This is a genomic window from Chitinophaga pendula, assembly GCF_020386615.1.
In the GTDB taxonomy this organism is placed as follows: Bacteria; Bacteroidota; Bacteroidia; order Chitinophagales; family Chitinophagaceae; genus Chitinophaga; species Chitinophaga pendula.
On sequence record NZ_CP077769.1, the window covers coordinates 4,152,034 to 4,171,327 of the forward strand.

Sequence of the window (19,294 nt, forward strand, 5' to 3'; positions counted from 1 at the left end):
GGGGGTGGTATGAGGTGATTAGCTGCTTTTGCCGGCGAGCATGGGGACGAAGGAGAAGTTGTCGAACATTTCCTGGTCGAATTCATTTTCGCCTACTTTGATGATGCGTAGCATGCGTTGTACGTCCTGGCCGCCGACGGGGATGACCATTTTTCCTCCTATTTTGAGTTGTTGGAGGAGTTTTTCCGGTATCTGCGGGGCTGCTGCGGTGACGAGTACTTTATCGAAGGGGGCGTAAGTGGGCAGTCCTTCGTAGCCATCGCCGTAGAAGAACCGGATGGTGGGGTACCTTGATTTGAAGGGGAACTGGCGGACTGTTTCGAAGAGTTTCTTTTGTCTTTCGATGGTGAAGACGTTGGCTTTCAGTTCTGCCAGTACGCAGGCCTGGTAGGCGCTGCCGGTACCTATTTCGAGTACTTTTTCGAAGGGTTTGATTTCCAGCAGTTGTGTTTGATAGGCGACGGTATAAGGTTGTGAGATGGTTTGGCCTTCTCCTATTGGGAAGGCGCGGTCTTCGTAGGCGATGCCATCGAAGGCGGTATCGAGGAAGTAGTGGCGGGGGATATTGCCGATGGCGGCCAAAACTTGTTCGTCCGTGATGCCTTTTTGCCGGATAGTGTCTACCAGTTGTTTACGTAAACCTTTTTGCTTATAGCTGTCTTCATACCGCCTCATGTAGCAAAAATAACCAATACCCTTGATTTTACCGCTATTGTGGAATACTTGATTTATTCACACGGAGGCCGGGAGGGGGCTAATGCGGTATATGGTATAATTTTAGTGGATTTCAGACATTTGCAATTTTGTTATTACTTTACAGCTCCTTTTAGATTCAAGGGACTGATAAACATACTAATCATTATGGATATTAATATTGAAAGCAAAGTAGCGCAGTGGTTGAGCGGGCAATTTGACGCTGACACTGTCGCTGCTGTAAAAGACCTGCAACAACGCCCCGAAGAGCTGGCTGATGCCTTTTACCGTAATCTTGAATTTGGTACTGGAGGTTTGCGGGGGATTATGGGTGTGGGTACTAACCGTATGAATAAGTATACGGTGGGTATGGCAACCCAGGGGTTTGCTAACTACCTGCGTCAGGCATTTGACGGGGAAGTGAAGATAGCGATCGCGCATGACAGCCGTAATAACAGCCGTTATTTTGCGGAGGTGGCTGCTAATGTGATGGCTGCCAATGGTATTAAGGTGTTGTTGTTTGAAAGTTTGCGTCCTACGCCGGAGCTTTCATTTACTATCCGTCATCATCAGTGCCAGGGAGGTATAGTGCTTACCGCCTCTCATAATCCCCGGGAGTACAATGGTTACAAGGCCTATTGGAATGACGGGGCGCAGTTGATACCGCCGCACGACAAAAATGTGATCCGGGAGGTAGAGCAGATCTCTTCTGTGGATGAGGTGAAATGGAGTGGTGGCGAGGCGAATATCACGTCGATCGGGAAGGCAGAAGATGAGGCTTACCTGCAGGTTTTGAAGGGATTATCCATTCATCCGGATGTTATTGCTTCGCAACATGATCTAAAAATTGTCTACACACCTATACACGGTACGGGTATTACGCTGGTGCCGGAGATACTGCAACGTTTCGGGTTTACCAACGTGCATGTGGTGGAGGAGCAGGCTACTCCTGACGGTAACTTCCCTACGGTAGTATATCCGAATCCGGAGGAAGCGGAAGCGATGAGTATGGGTCTGAAAAAGGCGAAGGAGCTGGATGCGGCGATCCTGTTGGGTACTGACCCGGATGCTGACCGGGTGGGTATTGCGGTAAAGGATCTGCAGGGCGAGTGGATACTGTTGAATGGTAACCAGACGGCGGTATTGTTATTTAACTACATTATTGAAGGACGTAAGCAGAAGGGGTTGGCGCAACCGAATGATTATGTATGTAAGACGGTAGTGACCTCTGATCTTATCGATGTATTTGCGGCAAAGAACGGGGTAGCCTGTTATAATGTGCTGACTGGGTTTAAATGGATTGCTGAGCTGATCCGTGAGAAGGAAGGCAAGGAGCAGTTCATCTGTGGTGGTGAGGAGTCTTACGGTTATATGATTGGAGATAGGGTGCGTGACAAGGATGCGGTGGCATCTGTGGCGATGATCTGTGAGATGGCTGCATTTGCGCGTAGCCAGGGGCGTTCTTTATATGAGCAGCTGATTGATATCTATGTAAAATATGGTTTCTACAAGGAGCACCTGATCTCTATTACGCGCAAGGGTATGAAGGGAGCAGAGGAGATTGCGGAGATGATGCGTGGTTACCGTGAAAATCCGCCTACGGAGATCAACGGAGCTGCGGTGGTGGCGGTGTATGATTACCAGTTGCAGCAGATCAAGGATCTGAAGAGCGGCGAGACGAAAGCGATAGCGTTGCCGAAGTCGAATGTATTACAGTTTGTGCTGGCGGACGGTAGTAAGATCTCTGCCCGTCCTTCCGGAACGGAGCCTAAGATCAAGTTTTACTTCAGTGTGCACCAGCCATTGGATAGTGCTGCTCATTTCGATATTGTAAATGGACAGCTGGATCAGCGTATACAAGGTATTATCAGCGGTCTAAAACTGAATTAGGGTCATACTGATTTTATATTATTATCTATTCACGAGAAAAGGAAAGGCGGTGCAGCAAGCCGATGCTGGTAGTGACCGGTTGTCGACTTCCTGCATTGTTTTTCCTTTTTTTATTGATCATGCCTGCGAGCTATGAAAAGGATGTTATTATCACTCCTTTTATCTTTTCATTTACTGACCGTTGCCGGTCAGCGGCGGGCGTTGTTCGATATACCGGATACTACGATACGGGGGCGTGTATGGATGATGGGTGTTGCCAATGCTGCTTTGTATGGCGGTACGTTGCTGGCGCTTAACCGGGCTTGGTACCGGGATTATCCGAAATCTTCCTTTCATTTTATTAATGATAACCGGGAGTGGTTGCAGATGGATAAGTTCGGTCATGTGTTCAGTGCTTACCTGGAGAGTAAATACAGCCGGGAGTTGTGGCGATGGACGGGGTTGCCGAGGAAGCAGCAGATATGGATCGGCGGGATGAGTGGGTTTGCTTATCAGTCGGTGATAGAGATCCTGGACGGCTATTCGCGGGACTGGGGATTTTCGTGGGGGGATATGGGTGCGAATGCGATTGGTTCGGGGTTGGTGATCAGCCAGGAGTTGTTGTGGGATCAGCAGCGTATACAGTTGAAGTTTTCTTATTTTCCGCGACGTTATCCTGACCCGGTGTTGGAAGAGCGGAGCCGGCAGGTATTCGGCGATAGTTTTATGGGGCGGATGCTGAAGGATTATAATTCGCAGACTTACTGGCTGTCGGTGAATCTTTCTTCTTTTATGCCTGAGAGCCGGTTGCCACGTTGGTTGAATATTGCGATCGGTTATGGTGCGGATGACATGTATGGTGCGCGGCCGGAGAGTTGGCCTACGGAGGCGCATCCTATGCCGGGTTATGAGAACATACACCGTTACCGGCAGTTTTATCTTTCTCCTGATATTGACTTCACCCGTATTCCTACGCGGAGTAAGGGTTTGAAGGTATTATTCCACGTATTGAATATGGTAAAATTACCGGCTCCTGCGCTGGAGCTTACTTCTAACGGGCGTTTCCGGGTGAAGGCCATAAAATTCTAATCATACCAGGTAAGCGCATACGATCTCCTCTCCTGCTACATCTACCATTACCATATCCTGCAAGGTGGTCGCCAGTGAATGGCCGACAAAGTCTACGGACATGGGAAATGATTTGTGCTGGCGATCTACGAGTACGGCGGTTTGTATTTTTTTGGGCAGGTAATCCAGGAAGGGTTTGAGGGCGTACAGCATGGTGCGGCCGGAGTTGGCCACATCATCGATGAGTATGATGACTTTATTATTGAAGTCTTGTTGTTGGGAGAGGGAGACGTCTTCGGGACGTTGTTTGTCGAGAGTCAGTTGGATGATACTGATACGGAAGGGGGCGATCTCTTTGAGTATTGCAGCGATCTTCTGGGCGAGTATGGCTCCGCGGTCCCATATTCCGGCGAGGATGATCTCCTGTTCGTCGGTGTTATGTTCGTAGATCTCGTGTGCGATACGGGTGATCTTTTTGTTGATAATATCTTTTGTGAGTATGATATTTTTTGTTTCCATATAACGGTTTACGAGCGGCTAAAGTACGGATTTAATGTCGTTCCTCAATGGGGGTGCGGGGTTTGGTGGTACGATGGTATGAAAATTTTATTTAGATTGCCAATAAGCGTAAATTAGGCCGTCAAATCTGAAATATGAATATAGTACAGGAGCTGTTATTTGTAATTGCCTTAGGGGCAGGCATCTATCTGTTTACCGGGAAAGCGCGCCAGATATGGCGGAATATCTCGTTGGGCAGGGATGTTGCGTTGAACGATGAGCCGGGTAAGCGTTTTCGTAATCTGTTGTTGCTGGCGTTTGGTCAGAAGAAGATGTTCCGGAATCCGCTGGTAGCAGTGCTGCATTTTTTCGTATATGCGGGTTTTCTTATTATCAATATTGAGATACTGGAAATCGTACTGGATGGGATATTCGGCAAGCATCGTTTATTCGCTCCTGTTATAGGCAGCTTATATGGTGTGTTGATCGGATGTTTTGAGTTGCTGGCGGTGACGGTGATCCTGGGTTGTGCGGTGTTTCTGATACGCAGGAATATATTGAAGTTAAAACGCTTCGTGAGTAAGGATCTGGAAGGGTGGCCGCGTTCTGATGCGAACTATATCCTGATCACGGAGATTGTGCTGATGTTGTTATTCCTGACGATGAATACTGCGGACCAGGTGTTACAATCGAGGGGAGTGGAGCATTATACGGTGACGGGCTCTTTCTGGGTGACGGGTCAGTTTACTTTTCTATTGAGCGGTTTATCTGACGGTACGCTGATCGCGATAGAGCGGGCGTGCTGGTGGTTGCATATACTTGGTATACTGGCGTTCCTTAACTATTTGCCTTATTCGAAGCACCTGCATATTGTACTGGCGTTCCCGAATGCTTATTTCAGTGATTTGCGTCCGAAGGGTAAGATGGAGAATATGCCTGCTGTACAGCACGAGGTAGCGATGATGCTGCAGCCGGAGTTGGCAGCGAATGCTCCTGCGGATGCGGCGATGCCGAAGTTTGGGGCGAAAGATATTACGGATCTGACGTGGAAGAACCTGTTGGATGCATATAGTTGTACGGAGTGTGGCCGTTGTACGGCGGCATGTCCGGCTAATATTACGGGTAAGTTGTTATCTCCCCGTAAGATTATGATGGATACGCGTGACAGGGCGGAGGAAGTGGGGTTGAACATTAAAAAGAACGGTAGTTTTCAGGATGACGGGAAGGCATTGTTGCGTGATTACATCAGTGAGGAGGAGTTGCGGGCCTGTACGAGTTGTAATGCTTGTGTGGAGGAGTGTCCGGTAAGTATTAATCCGTTGCATATTATCCTGCAGTTGCGTCGTCACCTGGTGATGGAGGAATCCAGTGCGCCGCAGGAGTGGAATATGATGTTCAGCAATATTGAGAACAATATGGCGCCGTGGAAGTTCAGCCCTGACGACCGTGACAGATGGGCTACAGAAAGTTAATCAACCGGGACTATTAATATTATAAATCAAGGAGCATGCATATAAGAACTATGGCAGATTATGCCGCGAGCGGAGAATCACCGGAGATACTTTTCTGGGTGGGATGTGCCGGCAGTTTTGATCAGCGGGCGCAGAAGATCACGAAGGCATTTGCCACTATCCTGGATGCGGCGGGAATACAATTTGCTATATTGGGTAAGGAGGAGAGCTGTACGGGTGATCCTGCCCGTCGGGCGGGTAATGAGTTCATCTTCCAGATGATGGCCCAGAATAATATACAGCTGTTAAATGCTTATGGTATTAAAAAGATCGTGACGGCGTGTCCGCATTGTTTTAATACTATTAAAAACGAATATCCTGAGCTGGGAGGACATTATGAGGTGATCCACCATGCTACTTACCTGCAGCAGCTGATCGATGAGGGGAAGGTGCGTATGAAGGAAGGCGGTAGTTTTAAGGGGAAAAAGATCACGTATCATGATTCTTGTTACCTGGGCAGGGCGAACAACATTTATGAGGCGCCGCGGAAGGTGCTGGAGGCGTTGGATTCTGAGCTGGTGGAGATGAAACGTTGCCGCAGTAAGGGACTGTGTTGTGGTGCCGGCGGAGCGCAAATGTTCAAGGAAGAAGAGAAGGGTACTACCCGTGTTAACTTCGACCGTGGAGCGGAGGCGGTGGCTACCGGTGCGTCTGTGATCGCTTCCAACTGTCCGTTTTGTATGACGATGCTGACAGACGGGGTGAAAGAGCAGGGTAAGGAGGACAGTGTGCAGGTGCTGGACATTGCCGAGATGATCGCCCGGGATCTGGCGCAGGGTAACTGATGCCGGTCAGGTATCGATATTGGAGAAAAGAGTAACTTTGTGCCATGGATATTAAACAATTATTACCACAAGATTTCGCCCCTGAAAGCAGGGTTTGGATATATCAGAGCAACCGTCCGTTTTCGGAGCAGGAGGAGTTGGAGATCAACGAGCAGCTGGAGCATTTTACGGCTCAATGGCAAGCACATGGAGCGCCTGTAAAGGGTTGGGGCAAGCTGCTGTTCGGCCAGGTGATCGTTATGATCGCTGATGAGACTAATACGGCTGTGAGCGGTTGCAGTACCGACAGTTCTGTGCGGGTGATCAAAAGTATCGAGCGTCAGTATAATGCCAATCTTTTTGACCGGCTGCTGACTGGTTTTATCGTGAAAGATAAAGTACAGCTGTTGCCTTTATCCCAGGTAAGTTATGCCCTAGAAAAGGGGTACATCACGACAGATACCCTGTACCTGAACAACACCGTACTGACGAAACAGGAGCTGGATGAGCAATGGCTGGTGCCGCTGAAGGACAGCTGGCTGATGAAGCGGCTGCAAAGTGCCTGATAATTTATTATATTTGGAAATGCTCCTTCCGGGGAGCATATAAGCGGAAATAGCTCATCTGGTAGAGCGACAGCTTCCCAAGCTGTAGGTGGCGGGTTCGAGTCCCGTTTTCCGCTCTTTGTTTGTAAAACTCAATACTGATAGGCATTGATATGTTAACTTCCGGTATACTCACCCCATCACCGGCGAGTGCCAACACTTCCCACACAAGGTATCAACTACGTTAAACTGCTCCTGATCGACGACGGGCACTTTGGAGAGGTCTTGGCAATATCTTATGTTGGCAGAGGCTAATACATAAAGAGCAGCTTAACGCTAGCACTTGTAAGACCTGCGATATATTAAATATAAATAAGGACCATAGGATCGGCAAGAAAGGCGAAAAATGTTAATACCCTACAAAATATACATCCACATGTATCATACTTATCCAACGTAAGGTTCGAAAATATATTCCCTGAGATTAAAAACAAGCGTAACTATTGTGTTCTTGTACCATATACTTTTTCGAATGTCCCCGCTAAGTAGGAACTGTATATATACCAATACCATTATAAAGCCTGATTCTGCAATCCAATTTATTTCTCAAAATTTAATTCCCCATGTTAGCTTCACCCTGTGTATTGCCCAAACCCTATTATCCTTTCCCGTCGCTGATCAGTCCTCATGCTGAGCGTATAAAAGTGGAAACGGACCATTGGCTTGATGTCGACTATGAGTTTTTGCCTCAAAAATTGCGACAGGTTTACAAGCGCTCTAATTTTGGTTACATAACGGCCCGTTGCCTGCCACATATAAGAGAGCTATCCCATTTACGGCCAGCAGCCAGGTTCATGTTATGGGGTACTTTATTTGACGATTACTTTGAATACAAAAGTGAAGATGAGCTTAAAGTGATCACCAGGCGCCTGGAAGCCATCCTATCAGGCGACCAACCCGATCCGGAGGAACATCCTTTCTTCCACCTCCTGGTCATCATCCGGGACGAATTGCTATCATTCATGCCTGCTGCCTGGTTTTCCCGTTTTTCCTCTCATGTGATAGCATATTGTGCCAGTATGCAATTGGAGGTTCCCTTCAAAGACCAGGTCGACTTTACACCGCCTCCTTTAAAAGATTTCTTACAGCTCCGAGAACTTACCATCGGTTGCCAGGCCTTTCATGATCTGATAGATATTGAAATCGGATCAGTAATGAGTGATGATAGTATGTGCAGTGAAAGAATGAAAAGGTTGTATAGCCTATCAGCACGGCTATTTGCATGGTGCAACGATTTCTTTTCGCTTGAAAAGGACCTCGGGCGGGAGCCGTTAAACCTGGTGTTCGTGTTACAGCATGAAAGGCAGCTGTCATTGGAGGAAGCATGTAATGAGGCAATGGCGCTCCACGACGAGGATCTGAGGGAATTCATTCAGCTCTGCGGGTCGATGAAGGACCCGCAGGAAGCGCTATTTGCGGATTACTTGGGTATTATGATCCAGGGTCAATCTACCTGGTATGAAGTAGATACCCAGCGATATAAATTAGGTGGTTCACCGGGTGCTGGAGAAATGAAGTAGTTACAGCTACAGCAGTAACTAACAATCTGTTTAAAAACGGGAAAATGCTCCAGTAGGCATAAGCAATAGCCGGCGAGTATCAAGGCATCGAGTGATACGAAAAATTGCATTGAGCGTAAGATATGGTCCACTGACCAGGCTGTTGATTTCATAAGGGATCGTATCCGGTTTGCATACAACGTATAATAGATAAAATAAGAAAATGAGTAAAGGCAAGATGCAAGTGTTGCCTTTACCGTTAGTTTACATGACCATACTGTAACCTTATTGCACTTACTACGTTTAAGTGGTAACGAATTACATTTTTATCCTAACAATTCTTACATTATGAAACAACTGTACGCTTACCTATTATTGCTGACTATCATCTTTTTTACAGCCTGCTCCAAGAATAAGATCGACCCTGATAATCTTCGGAACGGGCAGGAGGTTGAATTACGCCTGGATCATTATACGACCGGGATCCGGGCGGGTGTTTATTTGAATATGCCGGGGAGAGAAAATATTCCGCAGTCCTATATTGAAAATTTTGAGGAAAGAGAGGCTGGATACACCTATGTGGTGAAGGCGAAGGTGGTTAGACCATCCCAACCATTGATGGACGGACCCGGTTATTGGTTTGTTTACCTGCGTACCGTGCGTAAGGATAAATATACAGATCCGGCTACGTTCCAATTACCGTTGCTGGAAATGGGCTTGATGGATGCTATTTTTTCCCTGAGAAAGGAAGGTGATAAATTTTATTACGGTAAGTATTTGTTAGCGCCAGCGGATGCGGCGGTCGCGACGGGGCTACAGACAGCCTTTGATAAAAGGCCTAGTCCTGCTGATCCTACGCACTGGAAAGACCTGTTGAATGCCAGATTGCGGGTAGTACATGATCCTGCCAATTTTGGTAAGGGGTATAAGGTGTTGGCTGTTATTTTCTAATCGTACGCCAGGTGCGGGGTCTGGTAAAAGTTGCCAGTAGCATGGTATGTCTCTCCTTATCCGGGATGGTGTTAAGTGGGCGGGTATTGCCGGAGAGGTGGTCTGAGCGGGCTCTGCAGCCGACGGCCATATTTCTTAAGGAAAGGATAAATATTTTCCGAGGTCTTGTAAAAGATAGTTTTTTGGTGTAATTTCATGTCTCACCAAAGAAAAGGAGGTATTCATGGAATCTACAGCATATACATGGACACCATCGGTTGGTATCGCCTAACCGGGTTTCTCCATCAAAATATCTGTTGACGCTAGGCGTCAGGACCACCGGGTTTCCTGGTGGTCTTTTTTTTGTGGTTCAGGCCAGGTCTTCGCCGGTGAGGTCGTAGCAGACGTTTTGCAATTGATGGACATGTATGATGGGGCGTCCGTATGCGATCCATTTGGTGCCGGCGCTTATGACTAGCTGGAAGGTATATCCTTCATCCCTGATATAGATGCTATGCTGGTGATCATATCGGAAAGAATATATATTTTCATCTTCTCCATAGGCTTTTTCTCCCTGTACGAATCCGAATTGGGCCAGGTGGCCGGCGTCGAGGTCCAGCGGGTTGACTTTACTGAAGGGTAGTTTACTACGTGGCAGGCCGCTGTTGTAGACGCAGCCATCCGCTATGCCTTCGACGCGGAAGGCTTCTTCTGCCATGTAGAGGTTATAGTAGCTTAACAGGTTACCGATCCGGATATCTATTTCCGTTATCATAGTATACTCATTTATTCTGCAATGATAGTGTATATCGCACATACCCGGGATGCGGTGAGGCCTCACGAGTGAACATGTGTCATACTTACACGAACGTATAGAATACGGTTGAAAAGTTATATTTTGGGATATCGACCGTAATCAGTTTAGTAAACCCAATTTCTCATTTCAAAACAACCACCACTTTATGAACAGGAAAACCCATTTTGCGGCTGGCGCTGTAGCCATTGCTGCATTACTATCCTTTGCTGCCTGTAACAAACCATCCACTGATGCTGTATCTATTCCGGAGACTGAGCCCATTGAGGTCAGGACGGTGCAGATAGGTACCCAGGAGCTTACTTATGCCCGCAAGGGAGGTTTGAACATTTTCGAGGGTGATATTGCCCTATCAGACCAACAATTAAAGTTGAGCAGTGGGGGCATGCAGTCGGAAGGCGCGGGGGTGCTGGCGGTAGACCGCTGGCCGCAGGCCCGTATTTATTACACGATAGCCAGTAACATGTATACGGCTAACCGGCAGAAGATCACGGATGCCATCAACCATTACAATCAAAATACGCGTATCCGCTGGATCCCCCGTACGAATGAGTCCAACTACGTGGTATTTATTCCCGGTGCGTCCAATGGTGCGGACGGCTGGGCTGCGATCGGCATGTGGGGAGGTTTACAGAATATCAGTCTGGATGCTTTTATCTCATTGGGGAGTGTGATCCATGAGATGGGGCATGCGGCGGGGCTTTATCACGAGCATACCCGTCGTGACCGGGATCAGTACATCCGGATATTGTGGAACAATATTCAATCGGGTCAGTCTTATAATTTCAACATTTATAATTCCGGGACGGACTATGGTACCTTTGATTTCAATTCTGTGATGATGTACTGGCCTACCTCCTATTCTGCCAATGGGCAGCCTACTATTGTAAGGGCTAATGGCAGTACTTTCACTTATAATCGCGGTGGTCTTACAGCCGGTGATATCAGTGCTTTGAACACAATGTATCCATAGGAGGTGTGGGCTAATGATATATAGAGCAGTCCGGTAGGCGGTGGGCGGCTGTATCACATGGTGGGTACGCCATGTGCGACGGAGGAGGCCTGGTTAAAATGTGCGCGTGTAGGTGTGAGGCGCTGGCGGGAGAGTAATTACAATAGTTGTCAATGCTCATGATATACACGGCGCGATGATGCGCGTGTTATAGCCCCGGTCCTTACAGGACCGGGGCTTTTTTTGGTGGTCAATTGGGGCCACCTCCCGGCCATTCACTTTGCATGCAGTTACCATTTACGCATTCGCAGAAGATTTCGGGTGTGCTCAGGCAGAATCTTACGCAGGTGCCTCTGCAGACGATGGCCAGTCGTGCGGTTCCTCCGCCTTTGATCTCCCGCAGGGATGTGCGGGGGACCGGTTGGAATTTCATCTTCATAACTGGGAAATTTTTATTGTTGATGATTGATTGGAAAAATGCGATGGCGTGGCTGCTACCGAACCGGCTGTCAGCGTGAGATACAGAAGCCGCTTATACACTGGCAGAATATCTCTGAGTGCCGGCAAGTTATTATACAGTTACCGGCGCAGAGGCGGGCCTGTGAAGCATTACCACCTCCTTTGATCTCACGGAGGCTGGTGCGCGGGAGCGGTTGAAAAACCGAAAGGTTATTGTAGTTCATAATGGTGGATTTTACCTAAAATTTAGCATATGTTGACGCGATGCTGCGTCAGTGGGGAATCGGGGTTGGGGGCGGCAAACTATTATCCTGACATTCTGTCATTATTGGAGATAATTGTTTATTTTTGCCAACCTAAAAAATACAGACCAGGATGTTGGAACAGGTTACCAAAGTGCATGATGAAAGTCGCCAGGGAGAAGCATATGTTGCTACGGCGGTTGACAGTGGTGCTTATACCAAAAAATTCTATATAGAGAGTTACGGTTGCCAGATGAACTTCAATGATAGTGAGATCGTAGCATCTATTCTTCAGCAGGAGGGATTCGGGGCGACGCGCAATTTTGAAGAGGCGCAGTTGATCTTGCTGAATACCTGTTCTATCCGGGAGAAGGCGGAGCAGACGGTACGTAAGCGATTAACAGAATTCCGTAAGATAAAGCAGCGTACGCCGGGTATGCTGGTAGGTGTGCTGGGGTGCATGGCGGAGCGTTTGAAGGCACAGTTGCTGGAGGAGGAAAAGCTGGTGGACCTGGTAGTGGGGCCTGATGCATACCGGACGTTGCCGGCATTGATCGAGGAGGCTCATACGGGTCAGAAGGCGGTGAATGTGTTGTTGAGCCGGGAGGAGACGTATGCGGATATTAGTCCGGTGCGGTTGGATAGTAATGGGGTGACTGGTTTTGTGTCTATCATGCGGGGATGTAACAATATGTGTTCATTCTGTGTGGTACCCTTTACGCGTGGGCGGGAGCGCAGCCGGGAGGCTACTTCAGTGGTGCGGGAGGCGTTTGATCTTTTTGAACGCGGTTACCGGGAGGTGACGTTACTGGGGCAGAATGTGGACAGTTATTACTGGACGCCTGCTACGGCGGAGCAAGGTACGGAGCCTGTTACGTTTGCGGCGTTGCTGGAGATGGTAGCGCAGATCAGTCCATTGTTGCGGGTTCGGTTCAGCACCAGTCATCCGAAAGACATTACGGATGAGGTGTTGTATACGATGGCCAAGTACGAAAACATTTGTAACTATATACATCTGCCGGTACAGAGTGGCAGTACGCGTATCCTTCAATTGATGAACCGTACTTATACCCGGGAGTGGTATATGAAAAAGGTGGCGCGTATCCGGGAGATATTGCCGGACTGCGGACTATCTACGGATATCATTACGGGGTTCTGTACAGAGACGGAGGAGGATCACCAGGAGACGTTGAGTATGATGGAATATGCGCAGTATGATCTGGCGTATATGTTCTTTTATTCGGAGCGGCCGGGTACGCTGGCGGCCCGTCGTTACCAGGATGATGTACCGGAGGAGGTAAAGAAGCGCCGGTTGGCGGAAGTGGTAGAGGTACATCGTAACCAGGCGCTGGCCAGTATGCAGCGGGATCTGGGCAAGACGTTCAAGGTATTGGTGGAAGGGGTATCCAAACGTTCTGTTGATGAGTTATTCGGCAGGAACGACCAGAACAAGGTGGTGATATTTCCGAAGGGGCAATACCAGAAAGGGGATTATGTGTGGGTGACGATCGAAGATTGTACGGCAGCTACGCTGAGGGGCCGGGTAACGGAGCCGGCGGCATAGGGCTGTCGGGTTGTTGCGATATGACTTCCTGGTGGCGGCTGGTGTGTATATAAGGATGTAAAATTTTTTAACCATCAAACAGGAGAAAGGCTCATGGAGATACAATCCATAAAAAACAGATTTGGCATTATAGGTAATTCGCCTGCATTGAACTATGCATTGCAGGTAGCCGCCCAGGTGGCGAATACGGACCTTACGGTGTTGATCGTTGGGGAGAGTGGTGTAGGTAAGGAGGTATTTTCACAGATCATACATGCGTTAAGTGCGCGTAAACATAATCCTTTCATTGCGGTGAACTGTGGAGCGATCCCGGAGGGGACTATAGACTCTGAGTTGTTCGGGCATGAGAAGGGTTCCTTTACCGGTGCGGTGGATAGTCGTAAAGGTTATTTCGAGACGGTGAATGGGGGAACGATCTTTTTGGATGAGATAGGTGAGATGCCGTTGGGAACGCAGGCGAGGTTATTGCGTGTGCTGGAGACGGGGGAATATATCAGAGTAGGATCGTCGAAGGTGCAGAAGACGGATGTGCGGGTGATAGCAGCGACCAACCGTGATTTGCTGGAGCAGACGCAGACGGGTAAATTCCGGGAGGATCTTTATTACCGTTTGAACACGGTGCCAATACGGGTGCCTTCTTTGCGGGATCGTAAGGAGGATATTCCTTTATTGTTCAGGAAATTCTGTGTTGATTTTTCGGAGCGTTACAAGACGCCATCTATACAATTGGACGATGAGGCGCGTAATATGCTCATCAATTATCCTTGGAGGGGTAATGTGCGTGAATTAAAAAATATGGCGGAGCAGATCTCTGTGCTGGCGCATGATAAGCAGGTGAATGCGCAGGAGTTGCGGCGTTTTCTGCCGGAGATACCGGAAGTGAACCGGTTGCCGATGCTAGCGGCGCCACAGGGGCAGCCGGCGGGTGATTTTGCTTCGGAGCGGGACATTCTTTACAAGTTATTTTTTGACATGAAAAAGGATGTGACGGAGTTAAAAAAGATGTTCTTCGATATATTGCAGAATCCTAATCTGGTGAACAGTGATCATTTCCAGGAGCATCATATTGTAGGGGGTGGTAATTACCATGCACCTGCGGAGGTGGTGACGGCGCCGGCGCTGGCAGCGAATCAGCCGATATTGATCCATGATAACAAGATTGACCACCATGAAGAGGTAGAGGAAACGCTTGCGATTGCGGACAAGGAGAAGGAGCTGATTGTGAAAGCGCTGCGTAAACACAAGGGGAAACGTAAAGATGCGGCGCTGGACCTGGGTATATCTGAGCGTACTTTGTACCGTAAACTGAAAGAATACAATATTAATGATTGATAAAGCGATGTCTATTCCAGCCATGCCAAAATTATTACAAGGTGTTATTGCTGCTGCGCTGATCCTTATTACGGGCGGTTGCAGTGTTAAGTACTCTGCTTCTGGTGCTAGTATTGACCAGGAGGCGAAGACGGTGAATGTGCGGTTTATTGAGAACCGGGCGCCTATTAACAACCCTACGTTGAGTAACCGGGTATCGGAGAAATTGCGGAATAAGGTACAGGCGCAGACCAAGCTGGTGCAGACGAATGATGATGGGGCGGATTATGAGTTTAAGGGAGCGATTACCGGGTATTCCTTTTCGAATGCGGCGGTAACGAATGTGGATCAGGCGGCTACTTCGCGTCTGACGGTGACTATTAATATTACTTTTGTTAAGCGTGTTGGTGACAAGAAAGGGTTTACCCAATCTTTTTCGCGGTCGGCAGATTTCAGTGCCAGCCAGTTGCCCAGCGCTGTAGAGAATGGATTGTTGGATAATACGATCATTCCCCAGATCACGGATGATATCTTTAACCGGGCGTTTGCCAACTGGTAGGCGTGGGTTTTGGTATAGCACGCATATTTCCGCATTATGCAGGCAGGCTATGAAACGGTAGTGCATGCTCCCGTATATAATTTTTTTTCATACTTTAGCAGCTTATGACGGCAAACCGGATCGTTCAACATATCTTTAATCAACCGGATCTGACGCGGGTCGACGAGGCAGCGTTGGAGCAGTTGGTTGCTGATTATCCTTTTTTTACCGCAGCGCGGCTTTTGCAAGCAAAAAAGCACTACAACAGTTATAACAATCTACATGCGGCTGTGATCAAAAAAGCGCAGTTGTACAGTAATAATCCTCATTATTTTTACCAGTTCATTGCGGGCGCCCTGCCTACTGTTGCCGGGCCGGAAACGGCGGATACGGTAATTGAGGAGGTGTCGGCCGGCGCTCCTACCCCACCGGTAGCGGCGCCATTATCTTCGCCTGTTGTTAAAACGGTGACGGATAGTGAGGAGGATTGGCCGGATGATGATCTGATCCTGCCGGAAGACGAGCATGCGGGTAGTACGACGGGGGCGCCTGCGGGTGTTACTGCGGATGGCAACCGGCATGAGACGTCTGCGGACGAAGTATTTGGAACGGCCATTTCTGAGCAGCAGGTAGTGGTACCTGTTACGGAGGAGGCTGTTAAGGAAGAAGAAGAGGAGGAGGAGATCCCGGCGGAGGAGCGGCAGGTATGGACGGCGAAGGACGTCGTGTTGGCAGACGATCTGGGCCTGGCACCTGATCAGGAGATGAAGCTGATCGAAAAGGATGAGCTGGTGCCGGCAGATGATATTGACCATGAAGCGGAAATGGTGGCTACGGCTGCTAATATTAGATCTTCCGAGGAGGCGGCAGCGGTGGCACCCGACACGGAAGAAGAAGGACCTATTAAAATATATCCCCTGGAAATACCAGCAACAACAGCAGATACATTGACCTTTCAGCCGTTATATACGGAGGATTATTTTGCCTACAAACGACTTAAAAGTCCGGATATTGCCGATGACCTAAATGAGAAAGGTATGGCGGAGATGAGAAGTTTTACTGACTGGCTGCGCGACATGAAGGACAGTTTTGCCGTGAAGGCATCCAAGGACTGGTATCATTCGCAGCTGCATCGTATTTATGAGGATGAGGATCCGGAGGTTTCTGAGACGGTGGAGCGGATGGCGATGTCATCGATCACGCTGAATGAAGACATTGTATCTGAGACGCTGGCGGAGATCTGGGCAAAGCAGCAGCAGTATCATACGGCGATACAGATATATCAAAAATTAAGTTTGCTTAATCCCGACAAAAACGCTTATTTTGCGCAAAAGATAAAAGAACTTCAGTTAAAAACAGACAAAAAATAATAGTAATATCTATGTTATTAATAATCTTTGGTGTACTTATCGTCCTGGCTTGTGTGTTACTGGGCTTTTTTGTATTGATCCAGAATCCTAAAGGAGGCGGCCTGTCCGGTTCTTTTGGTGGTTTTGGTAACCAGGTGATGGGTGTTCGTCAAACGACGGATGTACTGGAGAAAGGCACCTGGATACTGGCGACGCTGATCGCTGTATTATGTCTGACCTCTTCTTTCTTTATTGATAAGGGGGCGGTACCTGCACAACGTAAGACTATTATGGAGCAAGCTGCTGGTCAGAGTGCGCCTGCTGCTGTTCCAGCTGCACCGGTTAACACACCTGCGCCACAGCAAAAGCCTGCGGCTCCTGGTAAATAATATTGACTTTCAGTTATTTAGAAACCTCGCCTATAAAGCGGGGTTTTTTATTGAGTTTACCTATCTGCGGCTGGCTTTTGCCGGCGCCCTTCCCCGGGGTACGGGGGAAAATCTGAAACGGCGGAATTTCACTATATGGCCACCAATAACCGATCTAAGAAGAAAACACAATCTCAGCGATCCTTATGGATCAAACGTATCCTGGTTGTTCTTTGCGCACTGATCGCCGGCGTGGCGGTTTATCTTTCGTATCGGGTATTTGGACCGAATACGAGGGCTATCAAGGATGACAAGTACTTTTATATTCGTACGGGCAGTACTTATAATGATGTGCTAGCCGGGCTGGAAGAGCAGGAGGTGATACGTAACCGCAAGAGTTTTGATTGGGTGGCGCGGGAGTTGGATTATCCTTCGCGGGTGAAGGCGGGGCGTTATAAGATAGATCGCGGGATGAGTAATTTCGAGATCGTAAAGCTGTTACGATCTGGCAGGCAGACACCTGTGAAGCTGGTGATCAACCGGTTGCGGACCAAGGATGATTTTGTACGAAAGATCAGTCTGAACCTGGAAGCGGATTCTACGGCATTGCGTGCATTGATGGCGGACCAGGTATATTTGCGTCAGTTTGGATTGGATTCCAATACGGTGATGTGTGCGGTGGTTCCTAATACTTACGAGTACTATTGGAATACATCGGCAGAAAGTGTGTTCAAGAAACTGGAGCATGCGCGGGATGATTTTTGGACGGATGTGCGGAAGGAGAAAGCGCGGCGGTTGGGTCTGAGCAAGAACCAGGTGACTATCATTGCATCTATTGTGGAGGAGGAGACTAACAAAAATGACGAGAAGCCTTTGATCTCGAGTGTGTACCTGAATCGTTTAAAAAAAGGGATGCGTTTACAGGCAGATCCGACGGTAAAGTTTGCTTTGCAGGATTTCGGTTTGAAGCGTATCCGTCAGCACCATACGTTATTTGACTCTCCTTATAATACTTATCGTTATGCCGGTATGCCTCCCGGTCCGATTTGTACGCCATCTGTCAAGTCGCTTGATGCGGTATTGAATACACCGGATACGGATTATATTTATTTCTGTGCGCGAGCGGATTTTTCCGGCTATCATGCTTTTGCGGCTACTTATGCAGCACATATGATCAATGCGAGATTGTATCAAACTGCGTTGAATAACATGGGATATTAACAATCCGTTGTACCTTTGTTGTTTAGGTGTTAGCTGCTAAATGGTCAATCTCGAAAAAAGTATACTGCAATCAGGTCCTGCCCGTAAGCTGGTAAATATCAGCAAGCGGTTGGTGCTGCCCGGATTTGAGGGTATTGTATTGTACGATGTGATTACTTTTTTCAGGCGGGAGATCAAAAATATCAGCCTAGCTGAGCGTGCGGCGGCTATTTCTTTTAATTTTCTGCTGGCGATCCCTCCTTTCTTCATTTTCCTGTTTACGTTAGTGCCCTTTATTCCGATGAAGAATATAGAGCCTACGTTGTATGAGTTAGCGGAGTCGCTCACGCCTAACTATAACACCTATATTATTGTGCGGGATATGATCCATGATTTCCTGTATACGCATCGTAACGGGTTGTTGTCCATTGCTTTTCTGACTGGTTACTTTTATTCTTCCAATGCGGTGATGGGGATTATGCGATCGTTTAATAAGGTACAGCGTGGGTTCCGTCAGCGGAAGTGGTGGCAACGGCGGTTGCTGGCATTGCAACTGACGGCATTGTTGAGTTTTTTGCTGATCATCGCGGTGGTGTTGATTGTTGTGCAGGGTAAAATACTGGGAGCGATCTTTGATGCCCTTCATATTCAGAATGCGTTTATTCGTTCGAGTATAGATGCTGTGAGATGGGCGTTGATCGTATTATTGTTCTTTTCCATTATTGCGGTGATCTACCGGTTTGCACCGGCGACGCCTAAGCGTTGGAAATTTATTACGCCCGGATCTACGTTGGCGACGGTGTTAATGATCCTGGCGACGCTTGGTTTTTCTTTCTTTGTGAACAATTTTGGCAACTACAATAAAATTTACGGATCGGTAGGAACGATATTGATCCTGATGTTGTGGGTATTTTTCAATTCCTTTATACTGTTGGTTGGATTTGAATTAAATGTGGGTATCCAGGCTTTGAAGGCCCGCAGCAAAACAAGAGAAGTTGCCAATGGCTTGCCGGCACCGTCCAATGCCTGATATGCAGGTAGTTAGCTCCGCTATGGTTAA

19 protein-coding genes and 1 tRNA gene are annotated in these 19,294 nt (G+C 48.0%); 16 read left to right on the forward strand and 4 right to left on the reverse strand.

The annotated features are described in order from the left end of the window. Positions 1-18: 18 nt before the first annotated feature. Positions 19-675, reverse strand: coding sequence for a protein-L-isoaspartate(D-aspartate) O-methyltransferase (locus tag KTO58_RS14505; protein ID WP_095838675.1), 657 nt, complete (start codon positions 673-675; stop codon positions 19-21). Positions 676-861: 186 nt separating this feature from the next. Here KTO58_RS14505 and KTO58_RS14510 point away from each other — a divergent pair, with 186 nt between their 5' ends. Both KTO58_RS14510 and KTO58_RS14515 read left to right on the forward strand, forming a co-directional pair. After that, the gene (locus tag KTO58_RS14510; protein ID WP_095841557.1) at positions 862-2,583 is read left to right on the forward strand and encodes a phospho-sugar mutase; all 1,722 of its coding nucleotides are present in this window, start codon (positions 862-864) and stop codon (positions 2,581-2,583) included. Between the two features lie 132 nt (positions 2,584-2,715). Beyond that, positions 2,716-3,651 (forward strand): DUF2279 domain-containing protein, encoded by a 936-nt coding sequence (locus tag KTO58_RS14515; protein ID WP_095838674.1) that lies wholly within the window; start codon positions 2,716-2,718, stop codon positions 3,649-3,651. On the opposite strand, the gene KTO58_RS14520 is transcribed toward KTO58_RS14515, so the two are convergent. Next, positions 3,652-4,149, reverse strand: coding sequence for a phosphoribosyltransferase family protein (locus KTO58_RS14520; protein WP_095838673.1), 498 nt, complete (start codon positions 4,147-4,149; stop codon positions 3,652-3,654). 134 nt (positions 4,150-4,283) lie between these two features. Between KTO58_RS14520 and KTO58_RS14525 the strand changes: the two genes are divergently transcribed. The 6 genes from KTO58_RS14525 to KTO58_RS14550 all read left to right on the forward strand — a co-directional run bounded on the left by KTO58_RS14525 (position 4,284) and on the right by KTO58_RS14550 (position 9,458). Beyond that, positions 4,284-5,600, forward strand: coding sequence for a 4Fe-4S dicluster domain-containing protein (locus KTO58_RS14525; protein WP_095838672.1), 1,317 nt, complete (start codon positions 4,284-4,286; stop codon positions 5,598-5,600). 35 nt (positions 5,601-5,635) lie between these two features. Then, positions 5,636-6,424, forward strand: a complete 789-nt coding sequence (locus KTO58_RS14530; protein WP_095838671.1) for a (Fe-S)-binding protein — start codon at positions 5,636-5,638, stop codon at positions 6,422-6,424. A 44-nt stretch (positions 6,425-6,468) separates the two neighbouring features. Further along, positions 6,469-6,969 carry a hypothetical protein gene (locus KTO58_RS14535; protein ID WP_095838670.1) on the forward strand — a complete coding sequence of 167 codons (501 nt, stop codon included), beginning with the start codon at positions 6,469-6,471 and terminating at the stop codon, positions 6,967-6,969. 43 nt (positions 6,970-7,012) lie between these two features. Next, positions 7,013-7,085, forward strand: a tRNA-Gly gene (locus KTO58_RS14540). Positions 7,086-7,571: 486 nt separating this feature from the next. After that, positions 7,572-8,528: a terpene synthase family protein gene (locus KTO58_RS14545; protein ID WP_095838669.1), complete on the forward strand. Its 957-nt coding sequence runs from the start codon at positions 7,572-7,574 to the stop codon at positions 8,526-8,528. A 327-nt stretch (positions 8,529-8,855) separates the two neighbouring features. Beyond that, positions 8,856-9,458: a hypothetical protein gene (locus KTO58_RS14550; RefSeq protein ID WP_095838668.1), complete on the forward strand. Its 603-nt coding sequence runs from the start codon at positions 8,856-8,858 to the stop codon at positions 9,456-9,458. A gap of 349 nt (positions 9,459-9,807) precedes the next feature. Here KTO58_RS14550 and KTO58_RS14555 read toward each other — a convergent pair whose 3' ends face one another. Continuing rightward, positions 9,808-10,212 carry a hypothetical protein gene (locus tag KTO58_RS14555; protein ID WP_095838667.1) on the reverse strand — a complete coding sequence of 135 codons (405 nt, stop codon included), beginning with the start codon at positions 10,210-10,212 and terminating at the stop codon, positions 9,808-9,810. A 187-nt stretch (positions 10,213-10,399) separates the two neighbouring features. On the opposite strand from KTO58_RS14555, the gene KTO58_RS14560 reads away from it, so the two are divergent. Beyond that, entirely contained in the window at positions 10,400-11,224 is an 825-nt protein-coding gene (locus tag KTO58_RS14560; RefSeq protein ID WP_095838666.1) for a M12 family metallopeptidase, read from the forward strand. Positions 11,225-11,453: 229 nt separating this feature from the next. On the opposite strand, the gene KTO58_RS14565 is transcribed toward KTO58_RS14560, so the two are convergent. Continuing rightward, positions 11,454-11,642 carry a hypothetical protein gene (locus KTO58_RS14565; RefSeq protein ID WP_157752945.1) on the reverse strand — a complete coding sequence of 63 codons (189 nt, stop codon included), beginning with the start codon at positions 11,640-11,642 and terminating at the stop codon, positions 11,454-11,456. Positions 11,643-12,037: 395 nt separating this feature from the next. Here KTO58_RS14565 and miaB point away from each other — a divergent pair, with 395 nt between their 5' ends. The 7 genes from miaB to KTO58_RS14600 all read left to right on the forward strand — a co-directional run bounded on the left by miaB (position 12,038) and on the right by KTO58_RS14600 (position 19,264). Next, entirely contained in the window at positions 12,038-13,468 is a 1,431-nt protein-coding gene (miaB, locus tag KTO58_RS14570) for a tRNA (N6-isopentenyl adenosine(37)-C2)-methylthiotransferase MiaB (protein WP_095838664.1), read from the forward strand. Positions 13,469-13,561: 93 nt separating this feature from the next. Then, positions 13,562-14,800, forward strand: a complete 1,239-nt coding sequence (locus tag KTO58_RS14575) for a sigma-54 interaction domain-containing protein (protein ID WP_095838663.1) — start codon at positions 13,562-13,564, stop codon at positions 14,798-14,800. A gap of 22 nt (positions 14,801-14,822) precedes the next feature. After that, on the forward strand, positions 14,823-15,338 hold the full coding sequence (gene lptE / locus KTO58_RS14580; protein ID WP_157752944.1) for an LPS assembly lipoprotein LptE: 516 nt from the start codon (positions 14,823-14,825) through the stop codon (positions 15,336-15,338). Positions 15,339-15,442: 104 nt separating this feature from the next. Then, entirely contained in the window at positions 15,443-16,687 is a 1,245-nt protein-coding gene (locus KTO58_RS14585) for a DUF8458 domain-containing protein (RefSeq protein ID WP_095838661.1), read from the forward strand. An 11-nt stretch (positions 16,688-16,698) separates the two neighbouring features. Further along, on the forward strand, positions 16,699-17,055 hold the full coding sequence (gene secG, locus KTO58_RS14590; RefSeq protein WP_095838660.1) for a preprotein translocase subunit SecG: 357 nt from the start codon (positions 16,699-16,701) through the stop codon (positions 17,053-17,055). Positions 17,056-17,190: 135 nt separating this feature from the next. After that, the gene (gene mltG / locus KTO58_RS14595) at positions 17,191-18,255 is read left to right on the forward strand and encodes an endolytic transglycosylase MltG (protein ID WP_095838659.1); all 1,065 of its coding nucleotides are present in this window, start codon (positions 17,191-17,193) and stop codon (positions 18,253-18,255) included. A 40-nt stretch (positions 18,256-18,295) separates the two neighbouring features. Then, on the forward strand, positions 18,296-19,264 hold the full coding sequence (locus KTO58_RS14600) for a YihY/virulence factor BrkB family protein (RefSeq protein ID WP_095838658.1): 969 nt from the start codon (positions 18,296-18,298) through the stop codon (positions 19,262-19,264). Positions 19,265-19,294: the final 30 nt, after the last annotated feature.